General features: G+C 70.1%; 14 protein-coding genes. 12 read left to right on the top strand and 2 right to left on the bottom strand.

The window, feature by feature from the left end; genetic code table 11:
* Positions 1 to 14: 14 nt before the first annotated feature.
* Positions 15 to 734 carry a GntR family transcriptional regulator gene (locus tag ABGB10_RS02200; protein WP_347659120.1) on the bottom strand — a complete coding sequence of 240 codons (720 nt, stop codon included), beginning with the start codon at positions 732 to 734 and terminating at the stop codon, positions 15 to 17.
* A gap of 103 nt (positions 735 to 837) precedes the next feature.
* On the opposite strand from ABGB10_RS02200, the gene ABGB10_RS02195 reads away from it, so the two are divergent.
* The 6 genes from ABGB10_RS02195 to ABGB10_RS02170 all read left to right on the top strand — a co-directional run bounded on the left by ABGB10_RS02195 (position 838) and on the right by ABGB10_RS02170 (position 5,431).
* Positions 838 to 1,677 carry a fumarylacetoacetate hydrolase family protein gene (locus tag ABGB10_RS02195; RefSeq protein WP_347659119.1) on the top strand — a complete coding sequence of 280 codons (840 nt, stop codon included), beginning with the start codon at positions 838 to 840 and terminating at the stop codon, positions 1,675 to 1,677.
* A gap of 17 nt (positions 1,678 to 1,694) precedes the next feature.
* Positions 1,695 to 2,468 carry an SDR family oxidoreductase gene (locus ABGB10_RS02190; RefSeq protein ID WP_347659118.1) on the top strand — a complete coding sequence of 258 codons (774 nt, stop codon included), beginning with the start codon at positions 1,695 to 1,697 and terminating at the stop codon, positions 2,466 to 2,468.
* A gap of 12 nt (positions 2,469 to 2,480) precedes the next feature.
* A complete protein-coding gene (locus tag ABGB10_RS02185) occupies positions 2,481 to 3,389 on the top strand; it encodes a hypothetical protein (protein ID WP_347659117.1) in 909 nt (302 codons plus the stop codon).
* Between the two features lie 127 nt (positions 3,390 to 3,516).
* On the top strand, positions 3,517 to 3,882 hold the full coding sequence (locus ABGB10_RS02180; protein WP_347659116.1) for a helix-turn-helix transcriptional regulator: 366 nt from the start codon (positions 3,517 to 3,519) through the stop codon (positions 3,880 to 3,882).
* Positions 3,879 to 4,880, top strand: coding sequence for a hypothetical protein (locus ABGB10_RS02175; RefSeq protein WP_347659115.1), 1,002 nt, complete (start codon positions 3,879 to 3,881; stop codon positions 4,878 to 4,880). The genes ABGB10_RS02180 and ABGB10_RS02175 overlap by 4 nt, the downstream gene beginning before the upstream one ends.
* A 263-nt stretch (positions 4,881 to 5,143) precedes the next feature.
* Positions 5,144 to 5,431: a hypothetical protein gene (locus ABGB10_RS02170; RefSeq protein ID WP_347659114.1), complete on the top strand. Its 288-nt coding sequence runs from the start codon at positions 5,144 to 5,146 to the stop codon at positions 5,429 to 5,431.
* A gap of 71 nt (positions 5,432 to 5,502) precedes the next feature.
* Here ABGB10_RS02170 and ABGB10_RS02165 read toward each other — a convergent pair whose 3' ends face one another.
* Positions 5,503 to 6,279: an FCD domain-containing protein gene (locus ABGB10_RS02165; protein WP_347659113.1), complete on the bottom strand. Its 777-nt coding sequence runs from the start codon at positions 6,277 to 6,279 to the stop codon at positions 5,503 to 5,505.
* Between the two features lie 183 nt (positions 6,280 to 6,462).
* Here ABGB10_RS02165 and ABGB10_RS02160 point away from each other — a divergent pair, with 183 nt between their 5' ends.
* From ABGB10_RS02160 to ABGB10_RS02135, 6 genes are all read left to right on the top strand, one after another.
* Positions 6,463 to 7,701, top strand: coding sequence for a sugar ABC transporter substrate-binding protein (locus ABGB10_RS02160; protein ID WP_347659112.1), 1,239 nt, complete (start codon positions 6,463 to 6,465; stop codon positions 7,699 to 7,701).
* Positions 7,702 to 7,775: 74 nt separating this feature from the next.
* Positions 7,776 to 8,726, top strand: a complete 951-nt coding sequence (locus ABGB10_RS02155; RefSeq protein ID WP_347659111.1) for a sugar ABC transporter permease — start codon at positions 7,776 to 7,778, stop codon at positions 8,724 to 8,726.
* Positions 8,723 to 9,538 carry a carbohydrate ABC transporter permease gene (locus ABGB10_RS02150; RefSeq protein WP_347659110.1) on the top strand — a complete coding sequence of 272 codons (816 nt, stop codon included), beginning with the start codon at positions 8,723 to 8,725 and terminating at the stop codon, positions 9,536 to 9,538. The genes ABGB10_RS02155 and ABGB10_RS02150 overlap by 4 nt, the downstream gene beginning before the upstream one ends.
* A 7-nt stretch (positions 9,539 to 9,545) precedes the next feature.
* Positions 9,546 to 10,694 carry a galactonate dehydratase gene (dgoD, locus tag ABGB10_RS02145; RefSeq protein WP_347659109.1) on the top strand — a complete coding sequence of 383 codons (1,149 nt, stop codon included), beginning with the start codon at positions 9,546 to 9,548 and terminating at the stop codon, positions 10,692 to 10,694.
* Between the two features lie 37 nt (positions 10,695 to 10,731).
* Positions 10,732 to 11,961, top strand: coding sequence for a D-mannonate dehydratase ManD (gene manD / locus ABGB10_RS02140; protein ID WP_347659108.1), 1,230 nt, complete (start codon positions 10,732 to 10,734; stop codon positions 11,959 to 11,961).
* Complete coding sequence (locus ABGB10_RS02135; protein ID WP_347659107.1) at positions 11,951 to 12,508, top strand: gluconokinase; 558 nt, start codon at positions 11,951 to 11,953, stop codon at positions 12,506 to 12,508. Before manD ends, ABGB10_RS02135 begins: the two co-directional genes overlap by 11 nt.
* The last annotated feature ends 66 nt before the right edge of the window (positions 12,509 to 12,574 follow it).

Here is a 12,574-nt window from a genome sequence, read left to right as displayed (position 1 = left end):
GGTCGGGGGGTGGGTCACACGGGGTCGCGCGGCGCTCCGGGGGCGGGAAGCCGGTCGAACGCGGGCAGGTGGCGCTCCCGGGCGGCGCTGAGGTGGGCGCGCATCGCCGCGGTGGCGGCTGCCGCGTCACCGGCGACGATGGCGGCGGCGATGCGCTGGTGCTCGGTGTTGGTGTCCGGCGCGCCGGCGACCGGGAAGTACAGCCGGTGCAGGTGCAGGTGTGAGTGCAGCCTCGTGATGGTGTCCCGCAGCAGAGGGCTGCCGGAGACCTCCGCGATCAGGTCGTGGAATTTCGCGTCCAGCGCGGTGAAGGCGGCGTGTCGGCGGTATCCGTCGCCGGCCTCGACGTCGATGCTCGCCGCCGCCTCGGCGCTGACCCGTTGGCGCGCTTCGGTGGAGGCGTGCGTGGCGGCCCGGGCGGCGGTGGCGCCCTCCAGCAGCTGCCGGACGTCGAACAGGTCGTCGAACTCGGCACGGCTCAGCAGCGGCGTGGTGCTGTAGCCGGACAGGGGGCGTTTGCGGACCAGGCCGTCGGCCTCCAAGCGGGCCAGCGCCTCGCGTACCGGGGTGGGGGAGACGTCCAGCTCCCGGGCGAGAGCGTCGATGTTGACGCGCTCGCCCGGGGGCAGGAGGTGGTCCATGACCAGGGTCTTTATCGACTCGTAGACGTCCTCGGCGAGGGTGAGTCGACGGGCGGGACGGAGTCGGCCCTCGTGAGCTTCCTGCTGGGCCATCTCGTCTCCTCAACAACCCCTTGACTGTGCTGGTGTGAGCGGGTACACCAGCACAGGGCAGCATCCTATAGGAAATAGGCTCACCCGCACTGGAGGTTGGTTCGTGAGGTTCATGCGCGTCGGGCCCGTGGGGCGGGAACGCCCCGTGCTGTTCGCCGACGGAAGGCACTTCGACCTCTCGTCGCTCACCGCCGACATCGACGGGGAGTTCCTCGCCGGCGACGGCGTCCAGCGGGTCCGCGAAGCCACCGACCTGCCCGAGGTCGACGTCACCGGCCAGCGGGTCGGCGCGCCGATCGCCCGCCCCGGGGTGGTGCTCTGCGTCGGGCAGAACTACGCCGCGCACGCCGCCGAGTCGGGTGCCGAGCCACCCACCGCCCCGATCATCTTCTACAAGGCGCCCAACACGGTCGTCGGCCCCCACGACGACGTCCTGATCCCGCGCGGCTCGACGAAGACCGACTGGGAGGTGGAGTTGGCGGTGGTGATCGGCCGACGGGCCCGCTACCTCGCCTCGCCGGCCGACGCCCTCGGGCACGTCGCCGGGTACGTGCTCTCCAACGACGTCTCCGAGCGGGACTTCCAGCTCGCCGTCTCCGGCGGCCAGTGGTCGAAGGGCAAGTCCTGCGAGACGTTCCAACCGTTCGGCCCGTGGCTGGTCACCGCCGACGAGATCGACGACCCGCAGGCGTTGCGACTGCGCTCCTGGGTCAACGGCGAGCCCCGGCAGGATTCCAGCACCAAGGACATGATCTTCGACGTGGCGTACCTGGTCTGGCACCTGTCCCAGTACACCGTCCTGGACCCGGGCGACGTCATCAACACCGGCACCCCGCAGGGGGTGGCGCTCTCCGGTCGGTTCCCGTACCTGGCCGCCGGCGACGTGATGGAGGTCGAGATCGACGGCCTCGGCCGGCAGCGGAACACGCTCGGCAGCGCCTGATGGCAGGGGAGACAAGCATGCGGTGTGACGGCCTCGTGGCGGTGGTGACCGGCGGTGGCTCGGGAATCGGGGACGCCTGCGTACGGGCGTTCCTGGACGCCGGTGCCCGGGTCGGCGTCCTGGACCTGGACCTGTCGGGCCTGCCCGAGGACCCCCGCGTCCACGGCGTACGGGCCGACGTGGCCGACCGGTCCTCCCTCCGCGCGGCCGTCGCCTCGGTCGCCGAGGCGTTCGGGGGCGTCGACATCCTGGTGAACAACGCCGGCATCTCCGCCGTGGGCACCGTGGAGGAGGACGACGACGAGCAATGGAGCAGGGTGCTCGACGTCAACGTCTCCGGCGTGGCCCGCACGAGCGCCGTCGTCCTGCCGTACCTGCGCCGGTCGTCGTCCGCGGCGATCGTCAACATCTCCTCGATCGCGGCGACCGTCGGCCTGCCCCGACGCGCCCTGTACTCGGCGTCGAAGGGCGCCGTGCACGCCCTCACCCTCGCCATGGCCGCCGACCTGGTGGTCGAGGGGGTCCGGGTCAACTCTGTCGCCCCGGGCACCGTCGACACCCCCTGGGTGGCCCGCCTGCTCGCCGGGGCGGCCGATCCGACTGCGGAGAAGCGGCAGCTCGCCACCCGTCAGCCGACCGGTCGTCTGGTGACCGCCGACGAGGTGGCCGCCGCCGTCGTCTACCTCGCGTCGCCCGCGACCGGGTCGGTGACCGGCACGTCGCTGGCGGTGGACGGCGGCATGTCCGGCCTGCGACTACCCGCGCCCGCAGGCGGCAAATCGGGCGCGTGACATGATTGCGCGATGGGGAAACAGCAGGACGTCGGCCAGGCCGACCAGCACAGCGAAACCGGCACCACCGCCCACCGTCCGATCGGTGGCAGCGCTGACGCTCGGCTCGCCCTCGCTCAGGACCCCACCACGCCACAGATGACCCTGATCGACCTGGCCTCCGACCCGTCGGCCGTGGTCCGCAAGACGGTCGCCGCTCGGCCCGACGCACCCGCGCAGGCCCTGCGACCGCTGACCAGGGACCAGGATCGTCAGGTCCGCGAGGCCGTGGCGAGGAACCCCTCCACCTCGATCGCCAACCTCATGCGCCTCGTCAAGGACGCCGACCGCTGGGTGCGCTGGGCGGTCGCCGGCAACCCGGCCTGTGACGAGTCGATCCGCAGGGTGATGTCCGAGGCATCGGACAAGGAGCTGCGCGGTCTCCTCGCGGAGAGTCGCGAGCTGGAGCCAGAGTTGGCGGCCAGGCTGACCGACGACGTCTCACCCGAGGTACGGGAACGGCTCGGCACCCACACCCACGACCCGGACGTGATCACCACCCTGATGGCCGATCGCACCGCCCGCGTACGCAAGGGGGTTGCCCGCAACCCGCGGACCACCGCCGAGCAGCGCAGCGCGCTCGCCGCGGACCCGGTCGTCGACGTCCGGGCCGCGCTGGTGCGTGCGGTCGAGCTGGACGAGGCGGATCTGGTGCGCCTGGTCGACGACCGTTCGGTGCAGGTCCGCCTGGCGATGGCGACCTCCGAGGTCGTCCCGCCGCACATCCGGGAGGCACTCACCCGCGACCCCGACGAGATGGTGGCCGCTGCGGCCCGGGACTTCCGACCGGGCGCTGGCACCGCGTCGGCCGTGCGGGCACCCCGGATCGCTCACCGGCCCTCCGCCGCCGGCCCGGGTCGCCGGGGCAACACCGGTCGCTAGGGCCGGCACCGCCTTCTCCATCGTGCGTTGCCGGCAACGGGTTGTGCCCCCGTTGTCGATCAAAGTGTCCTGACGCGCCGGGTTTCATTCGCGCGCTCGATAGCTTCGCGACCGTTATATTGCGGAGATGGACACCCCGCTGCGGGAACCGACGTTCCTGATCCTCGCCGCGCTCGCCGCCGAGCCGATGCACGGGTACGGGCTCATCCGCGAGGTCGCCGTGCTGTCCGAGGGTCGTCTGTCGCTGCGCCCCGGCACCCTCTACGGCGCGCTGGATCGCCTTGTCGACGCAGGGCTGGTCCAGGTCGATCGGGAAGAGACGGTCGACGGGCGGCTGCGCCGCTACTACCGCCTCGCGCCGGCCGGCGACACGGCGCTGCGGGCCGAGACCGAGCGGCTGCGCCACAACGTCGAGGTCGCGACCGCCCGCCTGGGCAAGCGGGCCCGCACTCCCCGGCCCGCTGTCCGACCTGCCGTGGAAGGGCTGGCATGAGCGACCTCGAAGGGCGATACCGCCTGCTGTTGCGCCTGTACCCCGACGACTACCGACGCGTGCGGGGCGAGGAGATGCTGGGCACGTACCTCGATCTGACCCCACCCGGACGCCGCTGGCCCTCGGCCGCGGACGCCGCCGACCTGGTCGCGGGTGCGGTGCGTGAGCGGCTGCGGGCCGCCGGGGCCGGCGGCCTCCTTCCGGGGGTACGGCTGGCTGCGGTCCTGGCGTTCGTCACCGCGACCGCGCTGTCCGGCCTGTGGGCCGGGGCGGAGCAGATCGTCGATCCTGCCGACCGCAGTGTGCCGGCCGTCGGACCGTTCGTCAGCGTCGGCATCGTCGTCTGGAGCGCGTGGCTGCTGGCCGGCGCTGTCGACGCCCTTGCCCCGGTCCGCTGGACACGGCTGGCCATCATCGTGGCTCTCCTGTTGACCGTTGCCGTGGTGCCGGTGGCCGACCTGGCCGGCCTGCCCCGGCCGCCGCTGTTCCACCTGGTGCCACAGGCGACGTTGGGCCTGCTCGCGCTGGCTCTTCCCGCCAGTCGGTCGCGGTGGCACCGCACAGTTCCGTTGGTAGCGGCGCTCGGGGCTGGCCTGACGGCCGGTCCGGTGCTGAGCGGTCGCGGAACCTGGAACTACCGCTTCGACGACGGGGGCATTCTTCTCACGTATGCGGGGGTGGCGTTGCTGGTGACGGCCGTGCTGGTCGCGGCGGTGCTGTCGCTGCGCGGTGAGACCCGAGGGCTGTGGGCCACCCTGGTCCTGTTCGCTCCGGTGGGACTCCTCGGCCTCTACGTCCTGAGCGCGATGGCCCGCGACCTGCTCGGGTCCGGCCCCTCCACCTTCGCGGTCATCGCCGGGACCGCCGCAGCCGTCGTCGTCGGAGCGACGGGCAGCCTGGGAGCCGCCGTGGCGACATGTCGACGGGCGCCCACCAGTGTGACCGCCCTCGATCCCGCCCGCGCCGTGGCCCAGCCCTGCCCGACCTGCGGTCGATGACGCCGCCGGTAGCAGGACCCTGGCCAAAGCGAGCGCCGAAGAGTGCCGCTGCGGCGATTCGGCGGTCAGCGGGGACGGTGCGCGCTGCTGCCGAGCGGGCACGTCGGGGATCTCGCACCAAATGTAGGACTTCTTCGCATAAGTACCCTTAACGCGAGTGCCGCTCGACTACGTTCCACCTGGGGGCGGCAACCGATTTGTCGCTTTCTGCACTAATTGTGACGTGCGGAGCCATGGGGTGCGCAGAAGAGCGAGGTAGCTCGATGTCCAACCATCGACACCCGAACGTGGATGACGTGGCGGCACACCAGCCACGCCCGCCGAAGAGGCGGCGGGCTCGCTGGTTCGTTGCCGGAGTGGCAGGGCTGACCGGGGTGGCTGGCCTGGCCGTCGTCGGCGCGCCAGGAGCGGTGAGCGGCAGTGGCCTGCTGACTGCCGGAGAGCGGGTCCTGGCCGGAAGTAGCCGCTTGATCGGCGACGACGACGCGGCGCGGCGCTCGGACGGCCGGGACGGCAAGGCTGGCGCGGGTCGCCGTGTGAACGCGGGGTGATCCACTCGGGTTCACCGATATCGGGGTGTCGGAGGCGGTCCGATGCCGCGCTTTCACGGAAACCGAGTGGATCAAGGCGCTTGGTCGCCGCTCCGGTGGGGCAGGGCGGTCTGCTCCCACAGCGACTTCATCTCGTCGAACGCCTGCTCCATGAGCTGCACCATCGCCTGCCGGGCGCGCTCGCCGTCGCGCCGCTGGATGGCCTGGGCGACGTCCGCGTGCATCTGGAGAGCCTGCTCGTGCGGATGGTGCGGCATGAGGTGGTGCTTGTGCCGGCCGGTCAGCACCTCCGCGACCAGCTCCTGGAGCCGGACGAACATCTCGTTGCCGGAGGCGAGCAGGACGCGCCGGTGGAACTCGATGTCGAGGTGCAGGAAGCGTTCCTCGTCACCGGCCTCGCCAGCCGCCCACATCTTCGCCGCCAGCCCGACCAGGTCGCTCGCCTCGTCACGACCGATCCGGGTGGCGGCCAGGAAGGCGGCGTGCGGCTCGACGGCGGTGCGTAGCTCGGTGATCGACCGGAGCTGGGCCATCCGGCCAGCCGAGGCGAGCCGCCAGCGGATCACCTGCGGGTCGAAGACGTTCCACGCGCTGGCCGGCAGGATCATCACCCCGACGCGGCGGCGGGCCTCGATGAAACCCATCGAGGCCAGCACCCGCAGCACCTCGCGGACGACCGAGCGGGAGACGGCGTACCGGTCGACCAGCTCGTCGATGTTGAGAACCGCCCCGGGTGCCAGCTCCCCGCCGCAGATGGCGGTGCCGAGGTGTTCGAGGACACGGGCGTGCAGCCCCGACTCGGCAGGGACGGTCTGAGCGGCTGCAACCTCTAGTGAGGACGGTTCCACGCAAAGATCATATCATTTACATCAACCTCTTGAAGTGATCCGTCTATTCGGCCTAGCATCCCGATGTTAAGCGGATGTAACACCGAGGTAGCGGCTCCCTGCGGGGCGGCGGCCACGACAGAAGGCGAGACAAGCGTGCGACGTCGATCGATAATCGGCACTTCTCTGGCCGTGGTCGCAGCCATGGGCCTGGCCGCCTGTGGCGGCGACGACGGCGGCGAGGGCTCGACAACCGTTCGCGTGACACTGGTCAACCACGTCTGGACGGAGAACATCAAGAAGGCCCTACCGGAGTTCGAGAAGCAGACCGGCCTCAAGGTGGAGGTCACCCAACTCGGCGAGGACCAGCTCTCCGACCAGTACAACGTCAAGCTGAACGCCGGGTCCGACGACCTCGACGTGATGATGTACCGGCCCCTGCAGGAGGGGAAGCTGTTCGGCAAGAACAAGTACCTCGCCGACCTGAGCGAGAGGGCCAAGTCCGACAGCGCCTTCGAGATCGGCGACTTCCAGGCTGGGCCGATGCAGGCGACGACCTATGAGGACAAGGTCGTCGGGCTGCCGATCATCACCGAGCAGGAGGTCCTCTACTACCGCAAGGACCTGCTGACGAAGTCCGGCTTCACCGCGCCGCCCAAGACGCTCGACGAGCTCAAGGCGCAGGCCGCGAAGATCGAGGCCGACAACCCCGGCGTCGCCGGCTTCGTGGCCCGTACCGGTAAGGCCGCCGCCGTCACGCAGTTCTCCAGCTTCCTCTTCAGCTTCGGCGGCGACTTCGTGGACGCCAGCGGAAAGGCCACCGTCAACACCGAGCAGGCCAAGCAGGCGTACGCCTACTACGGCGGGCTGCTACGCGACCACGGCCCGGAGAACATCAGCACCGACATGAGCTGGTCCGAGGCGATGGCCATCTTCACGCAGGGCAAGGCGGCCTTCTACACCGAGGCCAACTCGCTCTACAAGAACGCCACCGACCCGACCAAGTCCAAGGTCGTCGACACCGTCGGCTTCGCGCCCTTCCCGGCCGGTCCGGCCGGATCGAAGCCGTACAACATCCCCTCCTGGGCGCTCGGCGTGAACGACAGCTCGGAGAACAAGGACAACGCCTGGAAGTTCATCCAGTGGGCGGCCGGCAAGGAGCAGGCGCTGGCGCAGCAGACGGCGGGCGTCCCCGGCGCCCGCACCTCGGTCTGGGCGAACCCGGCGAGCACCGCGACCCTGCCGAAGGACCTCGCCGAGGCCAACACGGTCAGCACCGCCAACGGCGTCGGACACGACCGCCCGCTGGTGGTCAAGGTCGCGCAGGCACGGGAGATCGTCGGTCAGCCGATCGTCGACGCGATCACCGGCAAGGACGCCGCCGCCTCGGCGGACACGGCCAACGCGGCGTTCCAGAAGTTCCTCGACGACGAGGCGAAGTAACCCGACCGCCGGGCGGCGGAGCCGACGGGCTCCGCCGCCCCGCCGGGACCTGACCCCCGAACCCGGAGATCCCCATGTCAGCCGTCATCACCCCCCGCACCGACACGCCCGAGGCCCCCGCGGCGTCCCCGGAAGACTCCGCCTGGTCACGTTGGGCCAACGAACACCGCAAGTGGCTCTTCGCGGCACCCGCCATGGCGTTCGTCGCCCTGCTGATCATCTTTCCGGTGGCGTGGACCGGGTACCTGAGCCTGACCGACGCCGAGGGTTCGGTACGCGCCGAGTTCGAGTTCATCGGTTTCCAGAACTACCTCGACGTGCTCACCGACACCGAGCGGTTCTGGCCGGCGGTCTGGCGTACGGTCCTCTTCACCGGCGTCGTGTTGTTCTTCGAGGTCATCCTCGGCATGGCGATAGCCCTGCTGCTGTGGCGACCCTTCCGCGGTGAGAAGTGGGTCCGGGTCGCGATCCTCCTGCCGCTGGTGGCCACTCCGGTGGCGGTCGGCATGATGTGGCGACTGATCTTCGACCCGAACATCGGCATGGCGAACCAGTTGCTCGGCTGGGTCGGGATCGGCCCGCAGCCCTGGCTGGCCGGCCAGCACTCGGCCCTGCCCACGACGATGTTCATCGACATCTGGCAGTGGACCCCGATGGTCGTGCTGATCCTGCTCGCCGGGCTCACCTCACTGTCCGACGAGCCTCAGGAGGCGGCCCGGATCGACGGCGCCAGCAGTTGGCAGCGGTTCCGGCACGTCACCCTCCCGCTGTTGATGCCCACGGTGATCGTCGCCATCCTGCTGCGCGGCATCGACGCGCTCAAGACGTTCGACATCCTCTACGCCACGAAGGGGCGCGGCGGCGGGTCCTTCCACGAGGTCGAGACCCTCAACGTGTACGCCTACGGCCTCAGCTTCGACTACAACGACTACGGCGTCTCGTCGACAGTCCTCATCATCTTCTTCCTGATCATCATCGGGGTGATGTGGGCCCTCACCTATCGCAAGAAGGGGCTGGGCCGATGAAGCCGAGCAAGCCGTACCAGGTGTTCCGTACGTCGGCTCTCGTCGTCGTGGTGTTCGCGCTGATGGCGCCTCTGCTCTGGATGATCGCCGCGTCGTTCAAGACCAACGTGGACATCTACGACACCGCCAAGGCGTTCGTCTTCTCGCCCAGCCTGAAGAACTACGAGACCGTGCTGCAGCAGGCGAACTATCTCGAGTTCATCGGCAACAGCCTCTGGGTGGCGTTCGCGGCGACCACGCTCTCGCTGCTGCTCGGGGTGCCGGCCGCGTACTCGATGAGTCGCTTCGCCATGAAGAAGTCCGCGCTCGTCGTGCTCATGGCCCGGGTGATCCCCGGCGTCTCGCTGCTGGTGCCGTGGTACTACGTCTTCTCGAACCTGAAGATGGTCGGCGGGTTCACCGTGCTGATCCTGAGCCACATGTTCGTGTCGCTGCCGCTGATCGTCTACATCATGATGGGCTACTTCGACGGTCTGCCGACCGAGTTGGAAGAGGCCGCGCTCGTCGACGGACTGACCCACATCGGCGCGTTCCGGCGGATCACCCTTCCGCTGTCGGTGCCCGGCGTCGCGACCGCCGGCATCCTCTCGTTCATCTTCTCCTGGAACAACTTCATGTTCGCCCTGGTGCTCTCCGGCTCCGACACGAAGACGCTCCCGGTCGCGATCTTCGACTTCGTCGGGTACGCCAGCATCGACTGGGGTGGCCTGATGGCCGCGGCGACCGTGGTCACCCTGCCGATCATGCTGATCGCCCTGTTCGTGCAGAAGTACGTCGTCTCCGGCCTCACCGCCGGTGCCACGAAGGGCTGACCGTTCGATGACGAAGATCGCACAGGTGGAGACCTTCCTCGTCGCGCCGCGCTGGCTGTTCGTCCGGATCGAGACGGAGTCCGGCGTCGTCGGCTGGGGCGAGGCGACCTGCGAGGGCCGGTCCGAGACCGTACGCACGGCCGTGCACCAGCTCAGCGAGGTGCTGATCGGTCAGGACGCGTTGCGCATCGAGGACCACTGGCAGGTGCTGACCAAGGGCTCCTTCTACCGGGGCGGCCCGATCCTGGCCAGCGCGGTGTCCGGTCTGGACCAGGCGCTCTGGGACATCGCCGGCAAGCACTACGGCGCCCCCGTGCACCAACTGCTCGGCGGGCCGGTCCGCGACCGGATCCGGGTCTACGGCTGGGTCGGCGGCGACGAGCCCGCCGAGATCCGCGACCAGATCAGCGCCCGGATCGAGGCGGGCCTGACCGCGGTGAAGATGAACGCGTCGGGGCGGATGGGCTCGCTGGCCTCGGTCGCCGAACTCGACGCGGTGGTGCAGCGGGTGGCCGTCGCCCGTGAGGTCCTCGGCGACCAGCGGGACGTCGCCGTCGACTTCCACGGGCGGTTCACCCTCGCCAACGTCCGGCGGGTCGCTCCGCTGCTGGAGCCGTACCGGCCGTTCTTCCTGGAAGAGCCGGTGGTGCCGGAGAACTCGCACCTGATCGGTGAGGTCGTCCGCTGCACGACGACCCCGGTCTCGACCGGGGAGCGGCTCTACAGCCGGCAGGAGTTCCTGCCCGTCCTGCAGGCCGGCATCGCGGTGGCCCAGCCGGACCTCGCGCACGCCGGCGGCATCACCGAGGTGCGCAAGATCGCCACGTTGGCCGAGGTGTACGACGTGCAGCTCGCCCCGCACTGCCCGCTCGGGCCGATCGCCCTCGCCGCCTGCCTGCAGGTCGGCTTCGCCACGCCCAACTTCCTGATCCAGGAACAGAGCATCGGCATCCACTACAACCTGGGCGCCGAAGTGCTCGACTACTGCCTCGACAAGACCCCGCTGACCTTCGTCGACGGGTACGTGTCTCGGCTGACCGCACCCGGTCTCGGCATCGAGGTCGACGAACACGCGGTACGGACAGCGGACAAACGCGGGCACGCCTGGCGCAGCCCGACCTGGCGGCACCCCGACGGCTCCTTCGCCGAATGGTGAGACCGCCCCTCCGACCGGAAAGAACGAAAGGCACCCCGTGAAGATCGTCGCCGCAGACGTCATCGTGTCCAGCCCCGACCGGAACTTCGTCACCCTGAAGATCACCACCGACGACGGCATCACCGGTCTGGGCGACGCCACACTCAACGGCCGAGAGCTGTCCGTCGCCTCGTACCTGCGCGACCACGTCGCCCCGCTGCTGATGGGGCGCGACGCGCACCGGATCGAGGACACCTGGCAGTTCCTCTACCGCTCGGCGTACTGGCGGCGAGGGCCGGTCACCATGGCCGCCATCGCCGCCGTCGACGTCGCGCTCTGGGACATCAAGGCCAAGGCCGCCGGCATGCCGCTCTACCAGCTGTTGGGCGGCGCGTCCCGCACCGGCATCATGGCGTACGGGCACGCGTCGGGGCGGGACATCCCCGAGTTGTTCGACTCGATCCGCCGCCACCTCGACGAGGGCTTCCGGTCGATCCGGGTGCAGACGTCGGTGCCGGGGATCAACGCGGTCTACGGCGTGGCCGCGCAACCCAGCGCCACCGGTCAGCGCTACGACTACGAGCCCGCGCAGCGCACCCCGCTGCCCGCCGAGGAGGACTGGGACACCCGCGCGTACCTGCGCCACCTGCCCACGGTCTTCGAGGCGGTCCGCGCCGAGTTCGGCCCGGAGCTGCCGCTGCTGCACGACGGTCACCACCGGATGACCCCGATCCAGGCCGCCAAGCTCGGCAAGGCCCTCGAACCGTACGACCTGTTCTGGTTGGAGGACTGCACCCCGGCCGAGAACCAGGAGGCGCTGCGGCTGGTCCGTCAGCACACCACCACCCCACTGGCCATCGGCGAGGTCTTCAACACCGTCTGGGACTACCAGACCCTGATCCGCGAGCAGCTCATCGACTACGTCCGGTCCGCGGTCACCCACACCGGCGGCATCACCGCCATGCGCAAGCTGCTCGACTTCGCCGCCCAGTACCAGATCAAGTCCGGCATCCACGGCCCCACCGACATCTCCCCGGTGGGCATGGCCGCGGCGTTGCACCTGGACCTGGCCATCCACAACTTCGGGATCCAGGAGTACATGAAGCACACCCCGCTGGCCAACGAGGTGTTCCGGCAGTCGTTCACGTTCACCGACGGCTACCTGCACCCGGGCGACCAGCCGGGGCTCGGGGTGGAGCTGGACGAGGAGGTGGCGGCCCGATTCCCGTACGAGCCGGCCTACCTGCCGTTCAATCGGCTCAAGGACGGCACGGTCCATGACTGGTGAGTGGCGCGGCGACGCCCGGCCCACCCGGCACGTCGTGGTGATGGGCGTCTCCGGGGCCGGCAAGACCACTGTGGCGCGCGGGATCAGCGCGGCGACCGGGCTGACGTTCGCCGAGGCGGACGAGTTCCACTCCCCGGAGAACGTGGCACGGATGCGCTCCGGCGTACCCCTGGACGACACCACCCGCTGGCCCTGGCTGTCCGACATCGCCGGGTGGATCGCCGATCGCGGCGCGGAGGGCCGGTCGACGGTGCTGGCCTGCTCGGCGTTGAAGCGGTCGTACCGGGACGTGCTTCGCCAGGGCGCGCCGCACCTGGACTTCGTGCACCTGCACGGGTCGGCGGAGGTCATCCGAGCGCGGATGGCCCGACGTGAGGGGCACTACATGCCGGCGAGCCTGCTCGAATCACAGCTCGCGACGCTGGAGCCGGCCGAGCCGGACGAGTCGGTCCTCGTGCTCGACGTCTCGCTCGCCCCGCAGGCCCTGGTCGCGGCGGCCGTCGAGGGCCTCGGCCTGCCCGCCTCGATTCCGATGGGGGAGCGGTAGCCGGGGCCGGTGCGGGACCGTCGACGCCGGCCGCTGCCGTCGAGACATGGCGGCCGGCGTCGGCGG

The sequence above is a fragment of the Micromonospora sp. B9E7 genome (assembly GCF_039871815.1).
GTDB lineage: Bacteria > Actinomycetota > Actinomycetes > Mycobacteriales > Micromonosporaceae > Micromonospora.
Note: the sequence above shows the minus strand (reverse complement) of the source record. Positions and strands in the feature narration are given on the sequence as shown.

Coding starts and splice junctions, on each gene's coding strand:
- ABGB10_RS02180 (WP_347659116.1), top strand. CDS start 3,517: ATGGACACCCCGCTGCGGGAACCGACGTTCCTGATCCTCGCCGCGCTC.
- ABGB10_RS02170 (WP_347659114.1), top strand. CDS start 5,144: ATGTCCAACCATCGACACCCGAACGTGGATGACGTGGCGGCACACCAG.
- dgoD (WP_347659109.1), top strand. CDS start 9,546: ATGACGAAGATCGCACAGGTGGAGACCTTCCTCGTCGCGCCGCGCTGG.
- ABGB10_RS02200 (WP_347659120.1), bottom strand. CDS start 734: ATGGCCCAGCAGGAAGCTCACGAGGGCCGACTCCGTCCCGCCCGTCGA.
- ABGB10_RS02160 (WP_347659112.1), top strand. CDS start 6,463: ATGGGCCTGGCCGCCTGTGGCGGCGACGACGGCGGCGAGGGCTCGACA.
- ABGB10_RS02185 (WP_347659117.1), top strand. CDS start 2,481: ATGGGGAAACAGCAGGACGTCGGCCAGGCCGACCAGCACAGCGAAACC.
- ABGB10_RS02150 (WP_347659110.1), top strand. CDS start 8,723: ATGAAGCCGAGCAAGCCGTACCAGGTGTTCCGTACGTCGGCTCTCGTC.
- ABGB10_RS02135 (WP_347659107.1), top strand. CDS start 11,951: ATGACTGGTGAGTGGCGCGGCGACGCCCGGCCCACCCGGCACGTCGTG.
- ABGB10_RS02190 (WP_347659118.1), top strand. CDS start 1,695: ATGCGGTGTGACGGCCTCGTGGCGGTGGTGACCGGCGGTGGCTCGGGA.
- ABGB10_RS02175 (WP_347659115.1), top strand. CDS start 3,879: ATGAGCGACCTCGAAGGGCGATACCGCCTGCTGTTGCGCCTGTACCCC.
- ABGB10_RS02155 (WP_347659111.1), top strand. CDS start 7,776: ATGTCAGCCGTCATCACCCCCCGCACCGACACGCCCGAGGCCCCCGCG.